21 protein-coding genes are annotated in these 21,872 nt (G+C 33.0%); 4 read left to right on the top strand and 17 right to left on the bottom strand.

The genetic code is table 11. The annotated features are described in order from the left end of the window. Positions 1 to 21 precede the first annotated feature (21 nt). The 7 genes from deoC to FMG_RS02120 all read right to left on the bottom strand — a co-directional run bounded on the left by deoC (position 22) and on the right by FMG_RS02120 (position 5,207). A complete protein-coding gene (gene deoC / locus FMG_RS02150; RefSeq protein WP_012290384.1) occupies positions 22 to 663 on the bottom strand; it encodes a deoxyribose-phosphate aldolase in 642 nt (213 codons plus the stop codon). 1 nt (position 664) lies between these two features. After that, positions 665 to 1,369, bottom strand: a complete 705-nt coding sequence (deoD, locus tag FMG_RS02145) for a purine-nucleoside phosphorylase (protein ID WP_012290383.1) — start codon at positions 1,367 to 1,369, stop codon at positions 665 to 667. A gap of 9 nt (positions 1,370 to 1,378) precedes the next feature. Next, a complete protein-coding gene (locus tag FMG_RS02140; RefSeq protein WP_012290382.1) occupies positions 1,379 to 1,642 on the bottom strand; it encodes a hypothetical protein in 264 nt (87 codons plus the stop codon). A gap of 69 nt (positions 1,643 to 1,711) precedes the next feature. After that, positions 1,712 to 2,251, bottom strand: coding sequence for a ribosome hibernation-promoting factor, HPF/YfiA family (gene hpf / locus FMG_RS02135; RefSeq protein WP_012290381.1), 540 nt, complete (start codon positions 2,249 to 2,251; stop codon positions 1,712 to 1,714). Positions 2,252 to 2,401: 150 nt separating this feature from the next. Further along, positions 2,402 to 2,665, bottom strand: coding sequence for a metal-sensing transcriptional repressor (locus FMG_RS02130; RefSeq protein WP_012290380.1), 264 nt, complete (start codon positions 2,663 to 2,665; stop codon positions 2,402 to 2,404). Continuing rightward, positions 2,665 to 2,865, bottom strand: a complete 201-nt coding sequence (locus FMG_RS02125) for a heavy-metal-associated domain-containing protein (protein WP_012290379.1) — start codon at positions 2,863 to 2,865, stop codon at positions 2,665 to 2,667. Before FMG_RS02125 ends, FMG_RS02130 begins: the two co-directional genes overlap by 1 nt. Then, positions 2,865 to 5,207, bottom strand: coding sequence for a heavy metal translocating P-type ATPase (locus FMG_RS02120; RefSeq protein WP_012290378.1), 2,343 nt, complete (start codon positions 5,205 to 5,207; stop codon positions 2,865 to 2,867). The genes FMG_RS02125 and FMG_RS02120 overlap by 1 nt, the downstream gene beginning before the upstream one ends. 115 nt (positions 5,208 to 5,322) lie before the next feature. Between FMG_RS02120 and FMG_RS02115 the strand changes: the two genes are divergently transcribed. Further along, entirely contained in the window at positions 5,323 to 6,771 is a 1,449-nt protein-coding gene (locus tag FMG_RS02115; RefSeq protein ID WP_002838859.1) for a nicotinate phosphoribosyltransferase, read from the top strand. 79 nt (positions 6,772 to 6,850) lie between these two features. On the opposite strand, the gene FMG_RS02110 is transcribed toward FMG_RS02115, so the two are convergent. After that, positions 6,851 to 7,369 carry an adenine phosphoribosyltransferase gene (locus FMG_RS02110; protein WP_012290377.1) on the bottom strand — a complete coding sequence of 173 codons (519 nt, stop codon included), beginning with the start codon at positions 7,367 to 7,369 and terminating at the stop codon, positions 6,851 to 6,853. 184 nt (positions 7,370 to 7,553) lie between these two features. Here FMG_RS02110 and FMG_RS02105 point away from each other — a divergent pair, with 184 nt between their 5' ends. Next, positions 7,554 to 8,798, top strand: a complete 1,245-nt coding sequence (locus tag FMG_RS02105) for a hemolysin family protein (protein WP_002840601.1) — start codon at positions 7,554 to 7,556, stop codon at positions 8,796 to 8,798. A 113-nt stretch (positions 8,799 to 8,911) separates the two neighbouring features. On the opposite strand, the gene FMG_RS02100 is transcribed toward FMG_RS02105, so the two are convergent. Continuing rightward, complete coding sequence (locus tag FMG_RS02100) at positions 8,912 to 9,520, bottom strand: viroplasmin family protein (RefSeq protein WP_002841207.1); 609 nt, start codon at positions 9,518 to 9,520, stop codon at positions 8,912 to 8,914. Next, a complete protein-coding gene (locus FMG_RS02095) occupies positions 9,513 to 10,958 on the bottom strand; it encodes an alpha-amylase (RefSeq protein WP_012290376.1) in 1,446 nt (481 codons plus the stop codon). Before FMG_RS02095 ends, FMG_RS02100 begins: the two co-directional genes overlap by 8 nt. Positions 10,959 to 11,047: 89 nt before the next feature. On the opposite strand from FMG_RS02095, the gene rlmB reads away from it, so the two are divergent. Both rlmB and FMG_RS02085 read left to right on the top strand, forming a co-directional pair. After that, the gene (gene rlmB / locus FMG_RS02090; RefSeq protein ID WP_002838832.1) at positions 11,048 to 11,782 is read left to right on the top strand and encodes a 23S rRNA (guanosine(2251)-2'-O)-methyltransferase RlmB; all 735 of its coding nucleotides are present in this window, start codon (positions 11,048 to 11,050) and stop codon (positions 11,780 to 11,782) included. Further along, positions 11,772 to 12,305 (top strand): NYN domain-containing protein, encoded by a 534-nt coding sequence (locus FMG_RS02085; protein WP_012290375.1) that lies wholly within the window; start codon positions 11,772 to 11,774, stop codon positions 12,303 to 12,305. The genes rlmB and FMG_RS02085 overlap by 11 nt, the downstream gene beginning before the upstream one ends. A gap of 137 nt (positions 12,306 to 12,442) precedes the next feature. Here FMG_RS02085 and udp read toward each other — a convergent pair whose 3' ends face one another. The 7 genes from udp to nifJ form a co-directional block, all read right to left on the bottom strand. Beyond that, positions 12,443 to 13,216 carry a uridine phosphorylase gene (udp, locus tag FMG_RS02080; RefSeq protein WP_002840613.1) on the bottom strand — a complete coding sequence of 258 codons (774 nt, stop codon included), beginning with the start codon at positions 13,214 to 13,216 and terminating at the stop codon, positions 12,443 to 12,445. A 57-nt stretch (positions 13,217 to 13,273) separates the two neighbouring features. Next, positions 13,274 to 13,789, bottom strand: a complete 516-nt coding sequence (locus FMG_RS02075; protein ID WP_012290374.1) for a tryptophan transporter — start codon at positions 13,787 to 13,789, stop codon at positions 13,274 to 13,276. Positions 13,790 to 14,180: 391 nt separating this feature from the next. Next, on the bottom strand, positions 14,181 to 14,633 hold the full coding sequence (locus tag FMG_RS02070; RefSeq protein WP_002841342.1) for an OsmC family protein: 453 nt from the start codon (positions 14,631 to 14,633) through the stop codon (positions 14,181 to 14,183). Continuing rightward, positions 14,626 to 15,801: a cobalamin-independent methionine synthase II family protein gene (locus FMG_RS02065; RefSeq protein WP_012290373.1), complete on the bottom strand. Its 1,176-nt coding sequence runs from the start codon at positions 15,799 to 15,801 to the stop codon at positions 14,626 to 14,628. Before FMG_RS02065 ends, FMG_RS02070 begins: the two co-directional genes overlap by 8 nt. After that, the gene (locus tag FMG_RS02060) at positions 15,791 to 16,618 is read right to left on the bottom strand and encodes a phosphate/phosphite/phosphonate ABC transporter substrate-binding protein (RefSeq protein WP_002841387.1); all 828 of its coding nucleotides are present in this window, start codon (positions 16,616 to 16,618) and stop codon (positions 15,791 to 15,793) included. Before FMG_RS02060 ends, FMG_RS02065 begins: the two co-directional genes overlap by 11 nt. 144 nt (positions 16,619 to 16,762) lie before the next feature. Continuing rightward, positions 16,763 to 17,890: an acyl-CoA dehydrogenase family protein gene (locus FMG_RS02055; protein ID WP_002838798.1), complete on the bottom strand. Its 1,128-nt coding sequence runs from the start codon at positions 17,888 to 17,890 to the stop codon at positions 16,763 to 16,765. Between the two features lie 295 nt (positions 17,891 to 18,185). After that, complete coding sequence (gene nifJ, locus FMG_RS02050; RefSeq protein ID WP_002840540.1) at positions 18,186 to 21,866, bottom strand: pyruvate:ferredoxin (flavodoxin) oxidoreductase; 3,681 nt, start codon at positions 21,864 to 21,866, stop codon at positions 18,186 to 18,188. Positions 21,867 to 21,872: the final 6 nt, after the last annotated feature.

Genomic DNA, 21,872 nt, shown 5'->3' with positions numbered 1-21,872 from the left:
CTAAATTTAGCATCTTTACAATTATCCTTCTACTATTTTAATACCGCTTGATGCTCCGATTCTATCTGCACCATTTTCTATCATTGCTAATGCTTCTTCTCTGGAATGAATTCCACCACTTGCTTTTACCATTGCTTTGTCTGCGACAGTATCTTTCATAAGTTTTACATCTTCTACTTTTGCTCCACCTGTTGAAAAACCTGTAGAAGTCTTCACGAAATCAGCGCCACATTTTACGGAAATTTCGCAAGCTTTTTTCTTTTCTTCATCAGTTAACAAGCAAGTTTCGATGATTACTTTCAAAACTTTCCCCTTTGTAGCATCTCTTACTGCTTGGATGTCTTTTTCAACATAATCATAATCTTTTTCTTTTAATTTGCCGATATTGATAACCATGTCGATTTCATCTGCTCCATCTTCGATTGCTGTCTTTGCTTCAAAAGCTTTAGATTTTGTGCTCATTGCTCCAAGTGGAAATCCCACAACAGTGCACACCAAAGCGCTTGAATTTTCCAAAGATTTTTTAACCAAAGATGTGTAGCAAGAATTTACGCACACGCTTTTAAAATCGTATTTTATTGCTTCATCACAGATTTTTTTGATGTCAGCTGATGTTGCATCAGCTTTTAATAAAGTATGATCGATATATTTATTTAATTCCATATTATTCACCTAATTCTAATGCGATTTCCATCATTTTTGTAAATGATGTTTGTCTTTCTTCTGGAGTAGTTTGCTTGTCTGAATGGAATGAGTCAGAAATTGTCAAAATAGTCAAAGCTCTTGCATTGTTTGCCTTTGCTGTCAAATACAATCCGTAGCTTTCCATTTCAACTGCTAATACGCCCATTTTTTCCCATTTTTTCCATTCTTCTGATTTTTGATTGTAGAAAATATCTGCAGAGAACACATTTCCAACGTGAACATCTATATTTTTTGATTCTGCAACATTTACTGCTTTTCTCAACAAATCATAATCGCAAATCGCTGAAAAAGTTCCTTCCAAATCGAATTGGTGAGCAAAATTTGAATCTGAACAACTTCCCATTGCTATTACAACATCATACAAATCCAAATCTTTGCTGTAAGCTCCTGCTGAACCGATTCTGATAAGATTTTCAACTCCGTATTCGTTGATAAGTTCATAAGAATAAATTCCTATAGATGGTATTCCCATTCCAGTTCCCATAACAGAAATTTCTTTGCCTTTGTATTTTCCAGTATATCCAAACATATTTCTAACCGCGTTGAATTGTTTTACATCTTCTAAGAAATTATCTGCGATAAATTTCGCTCTCAATGGATCTCCTGGCAATAAAACTGTTTTTGCGATATCTCCTTTTTTCGCTTCGATATGTGGTGTTGACATAATAACCTCCTAATAATTTACTATAATCATATTCAAAAATTTTACCAAATCTAGCTGGCAATCATCCAAGTATTTTTCAATGTAAGCTTCATAATACACGCTAATCCCATCAATATTCATCTCTTTCAAATGTGGTGATTTTGAAATAAATTTTGCGTAGTATTTAGCTTCTGCAATTGTACAACATGGACTTTGTCCCATATACAACAAAATTTTGTGCTTGGATTTTTGATTGCAATACGCTTTTAATTTTTCACTTAATTCTATTTTCATATTCTCTCAAATCAAATAAGAGAGAAATCTTATTTCTCTCTTATTATATCATCAATTTGAACATTTTTGCTATTTTTCAAATCCTGGAACTAACAATCCGTAGTTGCCATCATTTCTCTTATAAACAACATTTACATTGTTTGTTTTTGAATCCAAGAATACGAAAAAATCATGATCGATTAATTCCATTTGCATTATAGCTTCTTCCTTGTCCATTGGTTTGATTCCAAATTCTTTTGTCTTTACTATTGAACCTGTTGGAATTTCTTTTGCGCTATTTTCTTCTACAGCTTCAAATCTTATAGAGTTACTTTCTGTAAATCTCTTTTGCAATTTTGTTTTGTGTTTTCTTACTTGTCTTGCTAGTGCATCTTCAACTTTATCGATAGCTGTTTTAATATCTTCGTTGGATTCCTCTGCTCTTAAAACAACTCCTTTATCTAAAATCATAGTGACTTCAACTCTCGCTTTGTCTTTTTCTTTTTTGAATACTACACGAGCTTGTTGTTCATCATGGAAATATTTATCTAATTTGTGTAATTTAGATTCTGCCATTTGTTTCAAGTCATCAGTCAATTTGATATCTTTTGTTACATAATTAAGTTTCATAAAATTCCTCCTGTTTATGAATTAAGAAATAATTTCTTATTTTCTTATTCTATATATACCCAATTTACATTTTTGCAAACGATACTAATCATTAATAAATAATAAAAAACTTCCCCTGCAAATTTTCATTTGATGTGAGGAAGTTTTCTTCTATTTGATATATTTGTCGATAATGTTGATTACCTCTTCGATTTTTTCGTCTGCATTATCATTTTCGATTGCATGTTTGACGCATGTTCTCAAGTGTCCATTCAAAATATCAATGTTAGCTTTTTTCAATTGACCAATGCAACTTAAAATCTGAGTGGAAATATCTACGCAATACCTGTCCTCTTCAATCATATTTACGATTGCATCGAGTTGTCCACGAACCGTTTTGATTTTCTTGAGAGCTTTTTGTTTGTGTTCTGTCATTATTTCAAAGTAGCCTCAAAACCAATTTCATCGATTGCTTTGATGATATCTGCTTCGTTGAAATCTCCTTCTACTACAGCTTTCTTTTCTTCCAAAATTACATTTACATCTGTAACTCCATCGACAGATTTACAAGCTTTCGTCACTGATTCTACGCAATGATTGCACACCATATCCAATACTTCAAATTCTTTTTTCATTATTTTTCCTCCTTAAAATTTTTAATTCTCAACGAATTTGTAACTACAGTTACCGAACTGAACGCCATCGCAGCCCCTGCTATCATTGGATTCAAAAATCCAAATGCAGCAATCGGAATTCCGATAACATTGTAGAAAAACGCCCAGAATAAATTTTGTTTTATCGTTTTTATTACTCTGTGACTTAATCTAATCGCAGTATGAACTTTATTCAAATCTCCATTTATAATTGTGATGTCACTCGCCTCAATCGCAACATCAGTACCAGTTCCTATCGAAAATCCGACATCACTTGCCGCTAACGCTGGTGCATCGTTTATCCCATCTCCAACCATTCCAACTTTTTTGCCTTGATTTTTCAAATCCAACAATTTATCTGATTTGTCTTTTGGCAAACATTCTGCAATAACATGGTCGATGTTTGCTTTTTCTGCGATATGTTTTGCAGTATTTTCGCTGTCACCAGTTATCATATATACATCGATATTATCGTCTTTTAATTTTGCAACGGCTTTTGGTGAAGATTCTTTTATTTTATCTGCAATCAAAATATACCCATAAAATTTGTCGTTTTTTCCAACAAGTACAACTGTATTTCCTTGAGATTGATATTTTTGAATATCTACATTGACATCAATATTATTTTCCTTCATCAATTTTTCATTGCCTATGAAATATTCATCATCGTTTATTCTTGCTGAAAGTCCTTTTCCAGTTATTGAATGGAAATCTTCTACCTTATAAAAATCTGAACTATTTTTTTCGTATTCCTTAACTACTGCATCTGCTAGTGGATGTTCCGAGCTTTTTTCAATTGATGAAACAACTTTTAAGAAATCCGCATCTTCTGATTTGTAATCTACAACTTCTGGCTTACCATTTGTTATTGTTCCTGTTTTATCCAAGATAACTGCATCGATTTTGTTTGCAGTTTCCAAAACTTCTGCACTTTTTATTAAAATTCCAAGCTCTGCGCCTTTGCCACTTCCTACCATAATAGCTGTAGGAGTCGCAAGTCCCAATGAACAAGGGCACGCTATTACAAGAACTGAAACTGAATTTAGTAACGCTCTATCAAATTGTTTTGTCACAAAATAAGTGATGACAAATGTTAAAGCAGCGATTGCAATAACAATGGGTACAAAAACAGATGAAATCTTGTCTGCTAATCTCTGAATTGGCGCTTTGTTGGATTGTGCATCTTCGACTAATTTTACGATTTGACTAAGAACTGTATCTTCGCCAATTTTTTTCGCTTCAAATACAAATGATCCATTTTTATTAATCGTAGAGCCAATACATTCATCTCCAACTTGTTTTTTTACAGGCATCGATTCTCCAGTAATCATTGATTCATCAACTGAAGAACTCCCCTCTACTATTATTCCATCGACGGCAATTTTTTCTCCTGGTTTTACGAGAATTTTATCTCCAACCATTACATCTTCAATATCAGTTTCAATAGTTTGCCCATTTTTTATTACGTTAGCTTTTTTCGCTTGGAGTCCCATTAATTTACTTATAGCATCAGTAGTTCTAGTCTTCGCTCTTTTTTCGAAAAGTTTGCCAAGTAAAATCAATGTAATAACAACAGCTGATGATTCAAAATACAATTGGTCAGATCCTATTAATACGTGATAAATCGAATAGAAATAAGCCGCACTTGTTCCCAAAGCAATGAGAACATCCATGTTAGCTCCTCCACCTCTTAATGATTTGTACGCATTCACATAATATCTTCTTCCAATGTAGAATTGAACAACAGTTGCCAACGCCCATTGAAAATATCCGTTACTTAAAATCGTGTGAACTCCTGCCATGTGAAAAAACATCGCTGAAAACAATGGAATTGAAAAAATCGCTGAAATTATAAAATCTCGTTTCAATTTTTCGTATTCAGTTATATTTTTTTCGTTAGCTATTTTATTGTCTGTTTTTATTTCTGCAGAAAATCCTGCTTTGTCGACTAATCTTTTTACATCAGAATTGGTCTTGTATCCTTCATAAAAACTAACCGTAAGTGAGTTTTGCAACAAATTCACGTTAACATCTTTGAAATTATTTTTGTTCAAAACTTTTTCAATTCTAGATGCACATGACTGACAACTCATTCCCTCGATATCAAACTTCGATGTCTTCATAGGAACTTCATATCCTGCTTTTTTTATTTTGTCTACGATAGTTTCTATATCGTATCCTTCTTTTAATTTCAAATATGCATATTCTTGAAGCAAGTTCACATTAACTGTGTCGATATATTCGTATTTACTTAAAACTTTTTCTATTCTAGCCGCACATGATTCACAGCTCATGCCTTGTATTTTTAATTTTATTTCTTCCATTTTTTCTCCTTTCTACCCCCCTACCGGTGGTATGGTTATTATATAATATTTAAAACTTTTTGTCAAAGATTAAAATTTGGATTATAATTATCGTAATGAAATATGGAGGCAGATTATGGATTGGAAAAATTATGAAAATTTAAGCATGTTATCTGATTTTTACGAATTTACAATGATGAATGGATATTTGGAAAATAATATGGAAAATGAATATGCTTATTTTGATTTGTATTTTAGAAGGATTCCAGACAACGGAGGTTTTGTTATCGTTGCAGGATTAGAAGAAGTAGTAAAATATATTCAAAATTTAAAATTTGACGAAAAAGATATCGAATATTTCAAGAGCAAAAATATGTTCAGCGAAAAATTCTTAGATTATCTTAGAAATTTCAAATTTGAATGCGATGTGTGGGCAATGCCTGAAGGTTCAGTTGCATTTCCTAACGAACCATTAATGATAGTTCGTGGTCCTGCTCCACAAGCGCAATTAATAGAAACTTTTGCACTTTTATCAATCAATCATCAATCATTGATTGCAACTAAAACGAATAGAATAGTTCATGCAGCTGAAGGAAGAGTTGTGATGGAATTTGGTGCAAGACGTGCACAAGGTGTGGATGCTACAGTTCTAGGTGCAAGAGCAGCTTTCATAGGTGGTGCTACTGCTACAAGCAATACTTTGACAGACATCACTTACGATGTACCTGCTTTTGGAACAATGGCTCACTCATGGATTATGATGTTTGATTCAGAATACGAAGCATTCAAAAAATACGCCGAAACATTCCCTAATTCTTGTTCACTTTTAGTGGATACTTACAATGTTTTAAAATCAGGTGTGCCAAATGCGATCAAGGTTTTCGATGAAGTTTTGAAACCTCGTGGAATTAAAAATATGTCAATTAGAATTGACAGTGGAGACCTTGCTTATTTATCAAAACAAGCCCGTAAAATGTTGGATGCTGCAGGATATGAAAATTGCAAAATCATGGCAAGTAATTCATTAGATGAATATACAATTTCTGATTTAATTGAACAAGGAGCAAAACTAGATGGATTTGGCGTTGGAGAAAGATTAATCACCGCAAAATCAGATCCAGTTTTAGGTGGCGTGTACAAATTATGCGCAGTTGAAAAACCTAATGGAGAAATCATTCCAAAAATTAAAATTAGTGAAAATATCGAAAAAATTACAACTCCTGCCTTTAAGACAGTTTACAGAATTTACGACAAAAATAGCGGCAAAGCAGAGGCGGATTTGATAACTCTTCACGATGAAAAAATTGACGAATCAAAAGAATTGGAAATCTTCCACCCTGTTCACACTTGGAAGAGAAAAACATTGACCAACTTCACAACTAAAGAATTGTTGGTTAGAATATTCGACAAGGGAGAATTGGTTTATGACCTTCCAAAATTGGATAAAATAATCGAAAGAAAAAATGAACAAATAAACGAACAATGGGAAGAAGTAAAAAGATTTGAGCATCCTCATTTATTCCATGTGGATTTGTCACAAAAATTATGGGATATTAAATACAATTTATTAATGCAAAGTAAATAATCAATCTAGCACAACCTTTGATTAAAGGTTGTGCTTTTTTACAATAAAAAATCCACATGCTTATCATGTGGATATAATTTTATGATTCGTATTGTACTAAAGTGTTGATGTAATAATTTTTGTTGATATCTCTTCCGCCAAGTTCAGTAAGTTCAATCAAAAATTCCATAGCAGTGATTTCGCCGCCGTTTTTTTCAATTAACTTAGCTACTGCATTCACAGTACCACCTGTTGCCAATAAATCGTCAACGATAGCAACCTTGTCACCTTTTTTAATTGCATCTCTGTGAACTTCTAACTTGTCAGTACCATATTCCAAATCATAAGAATATTCTGAAACTTCACCAGGAAGCTTTCCAGGTTTTCTTACTGGAATAAATCTAACTCCAAGAGCATATGCAACAGCTGATCCAAATAAAAATCCCCTAGCTTCTGGAGCTGCTATTGCGGTAATACCTTTATCTTTTAAATCATCTACCATAAGATCTACTGCGTATTTGTATGCATCTTTGTCGTTTAATAATGTAGTAATATCTTTGAATGAAATTCCTTCTTTTGGAAATCCATCTATAACTCTAATTTTTTCTTTTAATTCCATTTTCATCACCGTTTCTTTTTTACTGTATTATCTACATATATAGTATACCATATTGTGAGATTTGTTTGTTGTTAAATCTTCTTTAGTTTTGCAAATCATTTTAATTTTTATTGAAAAATTTTAGCAAAGTATTATATTTACAACTATATTTTTATATGTTACGATATCATTGGAGAGTGATGTAATGGACAGTTCGAGTACCTCGCAAATAATTGCGTTAGTGTTCTTGGTTGCAATGTCAGCTGTTTTTTCATCTAGTGAAACAGCGATAACATCTGTAAGCAAAATAAAAGTTCGACAATTAGACCAAAAGGATAACAAAAATGCACATTTACTGAAGAAATTGCACGATAATATGCAAGCTACCATATCTACTATTTTAATTGGTAACAACATTGTAAATATCGCTGCGAGTTCTATAGCTACAATTTTATTCACAAATATTTTTCATCAAAACGGAGCTTTGGTATCAACAGTTGTAATGACTGTTTTCGTGTTGATTTTCGGTGAAGTTTTACCAAAAACTATCGCCCAATACAAAAACAAATCTGTAGCGTTGAAATTTTCCAGATTTATATATTTATTAACGATAATTTTCAAACCAATTGTAAAAGTGTTAAATTTACTAACTCGTTTGGTAATAAAAATTTTCATTGGAGATAATGGAGACAGCTCTACATTAACCGAAGAAGAATTAAAAACTTTGGTGGAAGTTAGCGAAGAAGAAGGTGTTCTCAAAGATCAAGAAACTGAAATCATGATTAATGCGTTGGAATTAAAGGAAACTTTAGCCGTTGACATTATGACACCTAGAACCAGCATGGCTTCAGTAGATATTGAAGATGCAGAAAATGATTTGAGAGAAATAATCAAAAATATTACTTATTCAAGAATTCCTGTTTATGAAGATAACATCGACGATATTATAGGCGTTCTTCATATTAAAGAATTGGCTCACAAAATCATCGAGGATGACCACGATTTTAAAATCAGAGACATTCTAAAACCGGCATTTTATGCTTACGAATACATTCCAGTGGTGGATTTGTTCAAACAAATGAGAGCTAAAAATATTTCCATCAGTATCATCATTGATGAATATGGTGGAACAAGTGGACTGGTAACAATGGAAGATATCTTGGAAGAACTTGTCGGAGAAATCGATGATGAATACGACAACGAAAAAGAAGTCACTAAAATTAACGACAACGAATATTTGGTCGATCCTGAAATGAGAATTGATGAAGTAAACGAAAGATTTGACCTCAATCTTCAAAGTGAGAAATTCGATTCAATTGGTGGATTTGTAATTGAACTATTGGACAGGATGCCAAAATCAAAAGACGAAGTTGAATTTGAAAACTTGAAATTCGTCGTAGTTAATGTTGATAAGAGAAAAATTACACAACTTATGATAATATTCAAATAATTTGCTCTCACGAGAATTCGTGAGAGTTTTTTTTTATGGGAAAATTTCTAATTAAAAAAGTAGATTACATTTTTGCCAAAAATATAATCTACTTTAATTTTTTAAATACTTTTTTATTTCCCTATCCCCAATGCTTGTTTTGCCAATTCATCAGCCATATCGTTATAAGTGTCGTTGGAGTGACCTTTGACTTTTACGAAATTTATGTCGATTTTAGATTTTATTTCGTCGATAAATTTCTTGTAGTTTCTAGTTAAATTATTGTTTGTTTTCCAATCTCCATTAGCCCAGCTTTCAATTCCTTGATAATCATAAAAAATCGTGATTTTGTTCATTTTAAGTTCGACTGCTTTTTTAATTGCAAATACCGACCCACTTACTTCTCCAGATACATTTCTGTGAGTTGAATATTCTGATTGAGGATATTTTTTATTGAATTTGTCGATTTTCCCATTATGAAACAACACGCAACCAAAACTATATTCTCCCGTGTCTTTTTTGAACGAACCATCTACATAAGCCACACACTCATTTTCACTTAAGTTATCAATTGACGCTACTTTTTTATTATCATCTCCATTGATAAAATTATCTGCCTCTTCTTTTGTTTTAAAAGATTTGTAAATCGCTCCCTTAAAACCATTTACTTGCTCTTGGCATTCAGCCCAACTATTGTATATTCCAGGATTTCTCCCAATTTTTACCGCATAAAATTTACTCATTACATACCCACAAGCTCAAAGTTCCAGCTCCTACTTCAAAATCTCCAAATCCATCATCATCGATTACAATTTCATTAGAATTAGTCCCAGTAATTTCCGTATACTTTTTACCTGCATTTTCCTTTCCTACATCCATTCTCAAAGTATTGATGTCACCCGTACTGATTACAACAGCCATTGGATTGTGAAAATCATCTCCGTGTCTAATCCAGCCTATCAAATTTTCACTTTCCATATAATCTGTTTGATCTCCAAAAGCATAGTGTTTTCTGATGTACATCAAGTTATCGATAATATCCTTTTGTCCTTCGATATTATATTCTCCACCTATTTTACAATAATCACCATAAAATACACAAGGATATCCGTCCTTTCTTAAAAGAATCAAGCCGTATGCAATCTTTTTGAACCATGGTTCAACAAATGATTCCAATGATTGGCCAGGTTCGCTATCATGATTATCCACAAATGTAACTGCAATAGTAGGATGTTCTTGAACCAAAGTATTGTCAAAAATTTTTCTCATATCAAACTGATTGCCATTTTTCGATGCAGAATACATATTAAAATGAAGTGCCACATCGAATAAATCCAAATTGTATTTCGTATCATACAAATAATGATTAGTATTGTCCTTATCTTGTAGCCAATATTCACCGAAAAAATAAAAATCGCGATTCACAACATTTTGTATATGTTTTGTAAAATCAATTATGAATTGATCGTCAATGTGTTTGAGCGCATCGTATCTGAAACCGTCAACATTAAGATAATTTACAAACCATTCTCCCCATCTAAAAAGTTCATCTCGTACATCAGGATTTTTGTGGTCTATATCTGCGAACATTAGATAATCGAAATTTCCTTTTTCATTGGAAACGCTATTGCTAAATCCTTTATTCTCTCCAGCGATTTCAAAAATAGCTTTCTTATTTTGTTTATTATCAAAATCAACTCCATTGAAATGTTGAAAATGCCACACAAAATCAGAGTATTTTCCATTTCTACCTTTGAAATCAAACCCAGTCCATCCCTCAATATCATAAGCATCACTAATTCTTTTCGTCCTGTCGTTAGGATCTACTTCGTATGCCTTGAAAGTTTCCGAGAAATCAGCTCCCGCTTTGTGATTAAGAATTACATCTGCATAAACTTTTATTTCATTTTCGTGCAAAACTTCAATTAATTTTTTTAATTCTTCTACAGTCCCGTATTTTGTACTCACAGATCCTTTTTGATCAAATTCTCCCAAATCGTACAAATCATACACTCCGTAGCCAACATCATTAGTTCCCGTTGCTTTAAACATCGGTGCAATCCACAATGCATCAATACCTTTTTCCTTTAAATTCTTTGCTTCTTTTGCCAAATTTTTATAATAATTTCCGTCATCAGGCAAGTACCATTCAAAAGCTTGCATCATTATTTCGTTTCCCATTTGTTCCTCCTATTAATTGTAACTAATTGCTTTATATTGTATAATCTAATAAGATTATAACATTAAAATGTTAAGAATAAGGAGAATAAATGCAATATTTAGTCGGTAGAAATCCTGTTATGGAAGCTTTGGAAATGGATATGGGAGTAACCAATCTATACATACAAAAAGGCGAATTAAAAGGATTTATTAAAAAAATAGAAAAAAAAGCTTATGATATGGGAATAAAAGTCGAATACGTCGATAAAAAATACATCGAAAAATTCGCAGAAAATACTGCTCATCAAGGTGTCATGGCAAAAATGCCAAGCTTCGGATATTCAAATGTAGATGAAATGATAATTTACGCTAAAAAAAGAAATGAAGATCCGTTTTTGATAATTTTGGACGAAATAACAGATCCTCACAATTTGGGATCTATCATCAGAACTGCAGAAGTTGCTGGATGCCATGGTGTTATAATTCCAAAACACCGTGCTTGTGAAGTCAATGCTACTGCAATCAAAACAAGCGCAGGAGCTGTTTTCAATATCAAAATCGCTAGAGTTACAAATATAACCACGACAATTAATTATTTAAAAGAACATAACATATGGATTTACGGAGCCTGTGGAGAAGCTTCACAAACTCATACACAAGCTAACTTGAAAGGACCTATCGGTCTTGTAATCGGAAACGAAGGCAAAGGAATTTCAAGATTAGTCAGAGAAAACTGCGATCAGTTAATTAAAATCCCTATGTATGGAAAAACAGAATCACTCAACGCATCGAATGCTGCGAGCATTCTAATTTACGAAATCATACGCCAAAGGTATGAAAAATAAACAGATCTACCTTTATGTCGATGGTTATAATATAATTAACGCTTGGCCGAATTTGTACAAATTATCAAATGATGTGGACTTGGATAGTGCTCGTGAAGAATTGATTGATATAATGAAAGAATATCAAAATTTAAGCGGCGAACAAGTTTATGTAGTGTTTGATGCTTATCTTGTAAAGGGTGGAATGAGTATTGAAGAAAAACGCGATAATTTGACAGTTATTTACACAAAAGAACACGAATCTGCTGACAGATACATTGAAAGAAAAGTCAACGATATGAAAAAGCACGACAAAATGTATGTCGCAAGCAACGATGGAATGATTCAAAGAATTATTTTATCCCGTGGAGGAATCAGAATTAGTGCCAATGAACTTTGGAAAAATTATCTTACATTGAAAGAAAACCTCAGGAGATCTAAGCTTAAAAGAAGAAAACAATCTAGCGAAAACATTGTTACAATAGATAATGAAGTATATGAACAATTAGAAAAACTTCAAGATGAATTAAAAAAACAAAACTAGGTCACATGGCCTAGTTTTGTTTTTTTAACATAAGGAGATACCCATTTAAAATGGATAAAATGAAAACGTTATTAACTATTTTTATTATATCACCTTGAATATTATTTGTCAAAATTTTAAAATCATAATTTCGACATTTATTTTCGTTTATCTTCTTCTATTAAATTTTTGATTGCTTCTATTGCAACTTTAATGGCTACATCAGTGTCGTGGCACACAGGATTATCCAAGTGTTTCTTCTCACGTTCTTGATTTGCTACAACCAAAAAACAAGATCCACATCTAACATGAAGATAACTTGCAACTACAAAAAGTGCTGCAGATTCCATCTCACTTGCCAATGTTCCAAGCCTTTTCCAAGCTTCCCATTTGTTTAACAAATCGTAAGACACAGGCATTTTTTCTGGTTCATGTTGACCGTAGAAGCTGTCTTTACATTGAACAACTCCAACGTGATAATTATGTCCCAAATTTTTCGAAGCTTTTACCAAAGAATTTGTCACATCTAAATTTGCGACTGCTGGAAATTCTATCGGAGCATATTCCTTCGTAGTCCCTTCAGCTCTTATCGCAGAATTTGCTATAACTACATCAGAACTTTTGACATCTTCTTGAATTCCACCACAAGTTCCAACTCTTATAAAAGTATCTGCACCTGCTTTGACAAGTTCTTCCATCGCAATTGCTGCAGAAGGACCTCCGATTCCAGTGCTTGTTACGGATACTTTTTCTCCATTTAAAGTTCCAGTGTAAGTTACATATTCTCTATGATCTGCAATTAGTTTTGCATCATCAAAATATTTTGCAATCTTTTCGCATCTTTTTGGATCTCCAGGTAGTATAACATACTTACCCACATCTCCACTTTTAATATTCAAATGATATTGAACGCCTTCTTCTGCGTATTTCATAAAATCACCTCATTTTTATCTATATTATTAGTATATACTAATTTTAGATAAATATCATTATTCAGCGTGGATTTTGACGTAATTTGTGCGATAAATTAATTTTTTGAAGAAAATTCCTACAATTGTATTTAAAATTGAAGTTGGCAAACATACTGCAACAAACATTGAAGGTAGTAGATTTAAAAAGTTTTCTGTACCCATTCCCATAGGAATTGCAAGTGATAAGAAAACAAATCCACTTATCAAAGTTCCAATAGCAAATATCAAATTAGATTTTCTGCTGTTTTTTCCCATTAATTTAAACAAATAAAATGCGATAATTCCAGAAATTAATTTGTCGATTATATTTGGAAGTTGTCCCATAGGAAAACTTGTTGTAAATGCTGCAAGCCCTCCAGCAAACAAACTCAACGCAAAGGCTTCCTTAACATCATCCATGAATAATATTCCAAGAAACATCATTACTAGTAAAAAATCTGGTTTAACTCCCATAAACAACGCAGGCGTAACGTAATGAAGCAATAATCCTACACTTAAAAATATCGAACTTACTGTTAATTTTTTTGAATCCATAATATCTTCCTTTCTTTTTCTTAAAATTTTTATTATTTACTTTCATTTTAGAAGTTCATTTCATTACACTCACCTGCCTTTATAATAAAAAAACACCTGTTCCTCAAAAGGAACAAGTGTCAAAACTCGCGTTACCATCCTAATTTATGTGCAAAAATGCACACATCTCTTTCAGATACTTCCATATCCTATCCCTGTAAAGTGAGAATCACTTTTTGAACTACTAGCTTTCATTCAAAATTCAGATAACCCCATTCATATAAACTTCCCTTAGAAATTCACACCAACCATTCCCTCTCTTGAAGTTTCATTTATACTACTATCTTATCTATTGAATTTAATATTTTTAAATATTTTCTAATATTATATCACAATTAAAATAATTTGCAAGTTATAAAACAGTTTTAAAATTGACATTTACTAAATTTTTTATGGAATTATAAATTAAAGTTCTATTCAAAACTTCATCCAAAAACTCTTGTAGTTCTTCTCCTTCATAAAATGAGAAGAAATAAATGTCGATGTCAATTTTATTGATAATACTCTTATCTTCAAAACCAATAACATTCAACAAATACATTGGATTATCGATATCTAAATTTACCTTAGCTTCGATATCTTGTAATATAGTATTTCTTTTCTTCGCAACCCTCATCATTGTCAAAATCAATTCTGAAACAATGGAGCTTACAAAGAAATCAATTGATGTGAATTCTTCTTTTTCTGAGTCAAATGAAATAGATGAGTCCACTGGAATACATGATTTTTCGTTGTAAACTTTAACCAAATCATCGGATACAATAGCTCTGAAATTTTTTTGGAATGAATTTATATCATCATTCATATTCTTTCCTCAATTTATTTCTAGCATCAATCATCGATTGTAATTTTTCTCTTATGTGGTCGTATTCATTTACTGGTCTATTGGAGAATGTAGCAAATCCACAGTCTGGATTTAGCCACAATTTATCCTTGTCGATAAATGTAAGAGCTTCCTTGGCTCTTTTGTAAATTCCATCTGTATCTTCCTTGTCATCTAATCTTGGATTTAACACTCCAAGTCCCAAAATCACTTTGTTGTTGATTCTTTCATCAGCTAGTAATGCTTTCAATTCTCCAGCTCTTGGAGTTGAAAATTCTAACGCTAATAAATCAGCATTGATATCTGCAAACAAATCCAAAAGTGGAGTATAAGGTCCTGTCAATAAAATACTTTCGTTTTTACTCCAGTTTCCACGACACACATGAAGTGAACATATTGATTTGTCCCTATCGACACTATCCATCACGCTTTTTATCAAATGTGTGGCAAACTTTAACTCTTCAGTTGGATCTTTTCTAGTAGACAATGATGCACACATGAATGTTCTTGGTTTACCTTCAGTGAACACAATTTCTGTAAGAACTGGTTCGTCGAATTGGATTACATCTACTCCGATTTCTTGAAGATTTTTGATTTCTTTCTTGTAAATGTCTATTACATCTTCACCCAAAGCTTCCTTACTATCGTAGTATTTTGAGCTTACATTTGCAAGCCACATACTTCTTGTAACCAAGTAAGGGCCTGGCATTGTAATCTTAACAGGCTTATCAGTCAAAGATTTCAAAAGCTTTAATTCTTCTGATACAATGTCTCCTTTGTATTCCAATTTGCCAGTACAAATAGCATTTTTAATAGATGTAGCAGGTACATCCAACGTTGTCAAAATATTTTCGAATTCTCTTTTATCATCGACATAATCTAGCATTTCTGCCATGCTCATTTGAGTTACGCCGCCAAGCTTTTCAGAGATAAAAGAAACATAGTTGTCTCTTTCAATTTCTCCACTTGTAATTACATCAATGTCCAAATCTTCTTGTAATTTTACAACTTCTTTAGTTTTATCATATACCATTTGTTCGTAGTCAGAAAGGCTAATCATATTAGCCTTTAACATCCTACGAGCTTTCAATATTTCATTTCCTCTTGGCATAGATCCTATCAAAGAGGTCTTGAATAATTTATTGTTCACTATTGTATTCCTTTATGAAATTTCCTAAATATTCATTAGCTTCTGTAATTTGTTTGAAACCATCTCTTCTTCCAGGAACCCATTGTTTCAAACCTTCAAGATCCATGATTTCTTTATCTCTTTCGTTATTGTAATCCATCTTGAACATAATATCATCAAATGCTTTGATATCTTCGTCAGAAGTTTCTGGCGTAAATGTGAATACACAGTGATCAAAATAATCAGTCTTAGCTAATACTTCAACTTCGTTTTTGTCAATTGTACCATCGCTAATCCATGCATCATAGTTTAAGTCTAAGCAGAATGTTGCATCAACTTCACCATTAACCATAGCCATCATGCTATCTTTTTCTCCACCAACGTGGTCTCCATGTAAGCCAACACCAATATCAAATCTCTTGTCAGTGTAATCTTTACCAAATTCCAAACCATTGTTGTGTAAGAAGTTAATAGGAATAAGTCTTGCTTGTGGAGAATCAATAGCTCCAAATCCTATTGTCTTTCCTTTTAAATCAGAAATATTTTCGAATTTACCTTTTTTAACTACAAGGTAAGTTTTTCTATCTCTATCTGTATCTCTCATACATCCGATTTTTTCTTTTCCTTCAGATCTCAAGTGAGCATCTAATTGTGCTAATGGAGAGTTCCAAGCTGCATCGATTTCGCCATTCATTAAAGCATCAACTTGTAATTTGTAGTCTTTGAAGAATACTGCTTCGATTTCAGCGCCATTTTCTTCGTAGAATTTTGTAATTAAATCCCATATAACTGTTACTCTTGGAGCGTAAATAACCGCACCTACTTTTAATTTTTTCATTTAATTCCTCCTAAAAATATCTACTAATATATTTTATAAAATTTTTCTAGAAAATCCAAATAAAAATCGGAACTTACAAACAGTTAGAATATTTGTTTGTAAGCAAAAACTTTACTGTTCATAAATTCCGATAAATTTACAATATTATAATAGTGGTTGACCTGTGATAGCTTTTCCTAACCAAACGTTAAGAACGTCTAGTGATGGAGCCATAATTTGTCCAGCGTAAGCATCTCTCATTAATCTTTGGATTTCAGATGCACAGTTGTAAGTCTTTCCGCCGCCAACTCTCATTGCAAGTGTTGAAGATTCAATAGCATTTTCGATAGCACAAACTCTTGCTGCGATAATCTTGCATACTGCATCAGCTTCACCATCAACTAATGATCTTGCTGCTAATTCTGTAAGAGCTTTTGCACTCATTCCGTTAGCATAAATCTTAGCTAAGTGAACTTGTACTGTTTCAATATTAGCTAAACATTGTCCTGATGGATATTTTCTCTTTAATGCATAGTCATTTGTAATTTTTGATAATCTTAAGTTTAATCCAGTGTATACACTTGCTAAACCTAAGATGAAGTATGGAGCTACAACGTTGAACACTTGATCAACACCTGAACCTTCTTCACCGATTCTGTTAACTTCGTCTAATTTAACATCTGTCATAGTCATTGGACATGAAACATTACCTTTCATACCAATACCTTTCCAATGACTCATCTTGAATTCTAATCCTTCAGATTCTAATGGAATTAACCAGTTGTTGATGTCTCCTTCTTTTTCTGTTGATGGAGTCAAAATTAAGTAATAGCTTGCATGAGTTGCACTTGTAACCATTGATTTTGTTCCATTGAAAACAAATTTTCCACCATCTTTAGTAACTTTGATTTCTGGAATGTAGAAGTGAGTACCAGTTCCAAATTCAGAATATGCTAAAGCCATGAATTTGTTGTTTTCAACTATGTCTTTTACAACTTTTTTCTTTAATTCTTCGTTGCCATTAGTAAGTACTGTCATCAATGCTACGTTGTGCATCATGTAACAAAGGCCAGCAGTTGGGTTGCTTTCAGCAAATGCTAAAACAGCTTGTTGATGTTCAACAGCAGTTTTTCCTAAACCACCCATTTCTTCTGGAATAAGTAATTTGAAATAGCCAGCTTTTCCCATTTCTTCAAATGATTCTACAGGAAATCTACCTTCTTCATCTGATCTCTTTGCATATGGTTCTACATGTTCCAATGCAAATTTTCTTGATTCTTCGTAAAAATTCATAAAACCCTCCTAAAGTTTATATAGTTCATATTTATATTATCACTTATTCTGTAAGAAAACTACACAAATTGTTAAATTTTGCCCATTTATTTAAACTTTCTATAAATCCTACGATTTTCGTTCGATTTTTAAAAATTTAGAAAAATTATTAATTTTTTTAGTCCTTTTTTCATTGAAAATTCAACGTTTTTAATTTTTAAATTATTTATAGGAAATTTCTATAAATGATTATTTGAATTATTAAATTTTTGCAATAAAAAACACTGCGAGATTTTCTCACAGTGTTTTTGTTCTATTATCTATTTGTAGAATTTGGATTTACGACGTCTTTTTTCTTTGCGCCTTCTTCTTCCTTAGCTTTTTCTACAGATTCAACTTTTTTACCTTCTTTTTCAAGGTTTTCTTCTTTTTCTGCAGATTCTGTATTTTCTACTGAGTTAGAATAATCCATTTCTGCCATTCTCTTGTAAGTGTTGTATCTTTCCTTAGCATCTCTTTCAGCTTCTTGGAATAATTCTTCGGCTTGTTCAGGGAATGATTTTTGTAATGACAAGTATCTTACTTCTCCTCTGATGAAGTCTTGGAATGATCCAGTTGGTTCTTTAGAGTCTAATTGGAATGGATTCTTTCCTTCTTCTGCAAGAGTTGGATCGAATCTGTATAAGTGCCAGTAACCAGCTTCTACAGCTAATTTTTCTTGACGTTGGCTCTTACCCATACCAGCTTTAATACCGTGGTTGATACATGGTGAGTAAGCGATGATTAATGATGGTCCATTATATTCTTCAGCTTCTCTTATAGCTTTTAATGTTTGATTTTGGTTTGCACCCATAGCGATTTGTGCTACGTATACGTATCCGTAAGTTGATGCCATCAAACCTAAATCTTTCTTTCTAACTTTCTTACCACTTGCAGCAAATTGTGCTACTGCAGCTGTTGGAGTTGATTTAGAAGCTTGTCCACCAGTGTTTGAGTAAACTTCTGTATCGAATACCATAACGTTGATGTTTTCACCTGATGCTAATACGTGATCCAATCCGCCGTATCCGATATCGTAAGCCCAACCGTCTCCACCGAAGATCCATACAGATTTCTTAATTAAGAAGTCTCTGTCTGTTCTTATATATTTCAATAATTCTTCAGCTTCTTCGTTGTTTGTATTGTCATCTAAGTGTTGTAAGATTTCTGCTGCACATGCTTTTGATGTAGCTACATCGTCCATGTTTTCAATAAATTTCTTGAATGGTGCATTCAATGGACTTTCAATGTTCAAGTCTAAGAATGCTTGCATTTTTTCTTTTAATTGTAATCTAATCTTCTTGATAGCTAAGTGCATACCATATCCGTATTCAGCGTTGTCTTCGAATAATGAGTTAGCCCAAGCTGGTCCTTTACCTTCAGCGTTTGTGCAGTAAGGAGTTGAAGGAGCACTTGCACCCCAGATTGATGAACAACCTGTAGCGTTAGCTATAAGCATTCTATCTCCATATAATTGAGTGATTAATTTAGCGTATGGAGTTTCTCCACAACCAGCACAAGCTCCAGAGAATTCAAATAATGGTTGTTGGAATTGTGAACCTTTAACTGTTTTTTCTGCTGGCATTAAGTCTTCTTTGTATCCAACTTTTTCTACTGCATAAGTCCAGTTGTCTTTTTGTGCAATATGTTGTTCTTCGAAAGGTTTCATTATTAATGCTTTTTCTTTTGCTGGACATACATCAGCACAGTTACCGCAACCTGTACAGTCTGCTGGTGAAACTTGGATTCTGAATGTTAAATCTTCAAATCCTTTACCAACTGCTTTTTTGCTTTCGAATGTTTCAGGAGCATTCTTTCTATCTTCTTCGTTTAATAAGAATGGTCTGATAACTGCGTGTGGACATACATATGCACATTGGTTACATTGAATACATTTATCCATTTGCCATTCTGGAACGTTAAGAGCGATACATCTCTTTTCGTAAGCTGAAGTTCCCATTGGGAATTCACCATTTGCTCTGTCTTTGAATGCAGATACTGGTAAATCATTACCTTGTTGTGCGTTCATTACACTTGCAACTTCTTTTACGAATTCTGGAAGGTTAGCGTCTTTTTCAACGTCTTCTTCAGCATTTTTCCATTCAGCTGGAACTTTGATTTCTACAAGTTGATCGATACCTTGATCTACTGCAGCGTAGTTCATGTTTACAATATCTTCACCTTTTCTTCCGTAGTTATGAACTATAGATTCTTTTAATTTCTTAATAGCTTCATCTATAGGTAATACTTTAGATAATTTGAAGAATGCAGCTTGCATAATCATGTTAGTTCTTCCGCCCAATCCTACTTCTGCTGCAATCTTAGAAGCGTTGATTGTGTAGAATTTAATGTCGTTTTCAGCGATATATTTCTTTAATTTACCTGGAAGGTGAGTGTCTAATTCTTTTTCATCCCAGATACAGTTTAGTAAGAATGTACCACCTTTTCTTAAACCTCTTAATAAATCATATTGATATACATAAGCTTGTTTTGAACAAGAAATGAAGTCTGATTCATCTAATAGGTAAGTTGAGTGGATTGGATTGTTACCAAATCTTAAGTGAGACATTGTAACCCCACCAGATTTTTTAGAGTCATAATCGAAGTAACCTTGAGCGTACATGTCAGTACCATCACCAATAATCTTGATAGCTGATTTATTAGCACCTACTGTACCATCAGAACCGAAGCCCCAGAATTTACATCTGATAGTTCCTTCAGGTGAAGTGTTGATAACATCTTTTACTTCTAATGATCTATGAGTAACATCATCTACTATACCGATAGTAAATTGTGTTCTTGGTTTATCTTGTTTCAAGTTTTCGTAAACTGTGTTGATATGAGTTGGAGTTGTGTCTTTTGAACCTAAACCGTAGATACCACCAACGATAACTGGTTTGTTTTCATGATCGTAGAAACAATCTCTAACGTCAAGATATAGAGGTTCTCCTAATGAACCTTTTTCTTTAGTTCTATCTAAAACTGCAATTTTCTTAACTGTTTTTGGAATAGCATTTAAGAAATGTTCTTTAGAGAATGGTCTGTATAAGTGAACTTTTAATACTCCGACTTTTTCTCCCTTAGAAACTAAATAATCAACAGTTTCTTCAATAGTTTCAGTTACTGAACCCATAGCTACTATAATATTTTCAGCATCTTCTGCACCATAGTAGTTGAATAATCCGTAGTTTCTGCCTGTAATCTTGTTAATTTCATTGATATAGTCTTCAGTAATACCAACGATATCTTCATAGTATGTATTAGATGCTTCCATACCTTGGAAATAAACGTCAGGATTTTCAGCTGTACCCATTGTCTTAGGGTTTTCTGGATTTAATGCATTTCTTCTGAATTCATCAATAGCTTTCCAATCAACGATTTTTGCCAAATCTTCATAGTCCATAACTTCGATTTTTTGGATTTCGTGACTAGTTCTGAAACCGTCGAAGAAGTGTAAGAATGGTACTTTTCCTTTAATAGCAGAAAGATGTGCTACTGCTGCTAAGTCCATAACTTCTTGAACAGAACCTGAACACAACAATGCAAAACCTGTTTGTCTTGCTGCCATAACGTCTTGGTGGTCACCGAAAATGCTAAGTGCATGTGATGCTAAAGCTCTTGCTGATACGTGGAATACACCAGGTAAGTTTTCTCCGGCAATCTTGTACATATTTGGTACCATCAACAATAAACCTTGTGATGCTGTAAATGTAGATGCCAAAGCCCCTGCAACTAAAGCCCCGTGTACTGAACCAGCTGCTCCACCTTCTGATTGTAATTCAGTTACTTGTACTGTTTCACCGAATAAATTCTTACGTCCATCTGCTGCCCAAACATCAATTGCTTCCGGCATTGGTGATGATGGAGTAATTGGATAAATAGTTGCCACATCTGAAAATGCATACGCTACGTGAGCTGCGGCTGTATTTCCATCCATGGTTTTCATGTGTTTTGCCATTTATTT

Origin of the sequence: Finegoldia magna ATCC 29328 (assembly GCF_000010185.1) — a bacterium.
Taxonomy (GTDB): Bacteria; Bacillota; Clostridia; order Tissierellales; family Peptoniphilaceae; genus Finegoldia; species Finegoldia magna_H.
Note: the sequence above shows the minus strand (reverse complement) of the source record. Positions and strands in the feature narration are given on the sequence as shown.

Bases quoted from the DNA above. Each gene is read 5' to 3' on its own strand.
- FMG_RS02115 (WP_002838859.1), top strand. From the start codon at position 5,323: ATGGATTGGAAAAATTATGAAAATTTAAGCATGTTATCTGATTTTTAC.
- udp (WP_002840613.1), bottom strand. From the start codon at position 13,216: ATGAAATACGCAGAAGAAGGCGTTCAATATCATTTGAATATTAAAAGT.
- FMG_RS02060 (WP_002841387.1), bottom strand. From the start codon at position 16,618: ATGAAAAAATTAAAAGTAGGTGCGGTTATTTACGCTCCAAGAGTAACA.
- FMG_RS02085 (WP_012290375.1), top strand. From the start codon at position 11,772: ATGAAAAATAAACAGATCTACCTTTATGTCGATGGTTATAATATAATT.
- FMG_RS02105 (WP_002840601.1), top strand. From the start codon at position 7,554: ATGGACAGTTCGAGTACCTCGCAAATAATTGCGTTAGTGTTCTTGGTT.
- FMG_RS02130 (WP_012290380.1), bottom strand. From the start codon at position 2,665: ATGACAGAACACAAACAAAAAGCTCTCAAGAAAATCAAAACGGTTCGT.
- FMG_RS02070 (WP_002841342.1), bottom strand. From the start codon at position 14,633: ATGAATGATGATATAAATTCATTCCAAAAAAATTTCAGAGCTATTGTA.
- nifJ (WP_002840540.1), bottom strand. From the start codon at position 21,866: ATGGCAAAACACATGAAAACCATGGATGGAAATACAGCCGCAGCTCAC.
- deoC (WP_012290384.1), bottom strand. From the start codon at position 663: ATGGAATTAAATAAATATATCGATCATACTTTATTAAAAGCTGATGCA.
- FMG_RS02075 (WP_012290374.1), bottom strand. From the start codon at position 13,789: ATGGATTCAAAAAAATTAACAGTAAGTTCGATATTTTTAAGTGTAGGA.
- FMG_RS02140 (WP_012290382.1), bottom strand. From the start codon at position 1,642: ATGAAAATAGAATTAAGTGAAAAATTAAAAGCGTATTGCAATCAAAAA.
- FMG_RS02055 (WP_002838798.1), bottom strand. From the start codon at position 17,890: ATGAATTTTTACGAAGAATCAAGAAAATTTGCATTGGAACATGTAGAA.
- FMG_RS02120 (WP_012290378.1), bottom strand. From the start codon at position 5,207: ATGGAAGAAATAAAATTAAAAATACAAGGCATGAGCTGTGAATCATGT.
- FMG_RS02095 (WP_012290376.1), bottom strand. From the start codon at position 10,958: ATGGGAAACGAAATAATGATGCAAGCTTTTGAATGGTACTTGCCTGAT.
- deoD (WP_012290383.1), bottom strand. From the start codon at position 1,369: ATGTCAACACCACATATCGAAGCGAAAAAAGGAGATATCGCAAAAACA.
- hpf (WP_012290381.1), bottom strand. From the start codon at position 2,251: ATGAAACTTAATTATGTAACAAAAGATATCAAATTGACTGATGACTTG.
- FMG_RS02110 (WP_012290377.1), bottom strand. From the start codon at position 7,369: ATGGAATTAAAAGAAAAAATTAGAGTTATAGATGGATTTCCAAAAGAA.
- FMG_RS02100 (WP_002841207.1), bottom strand. From the start codon at position 9,520: ATGAGTAAATTTTATGCGGTAAAAATTGGGAGAAATCCTGGAATATAC.
- rlmB (WP_002838832.1), top strand. From the start codon at position 11,048: ATGCAATATTTAGTCGGTAGAAATCCTGTTATGGAAGCTTTGGAAATG.
- FMG_RS02125 (WP_012290379.1), bottom strand. From the start codon at position 2,865: ATGAAAAAAGAATTTGAAGTATTGGATATGGTGTGCAATCATTGCGTA.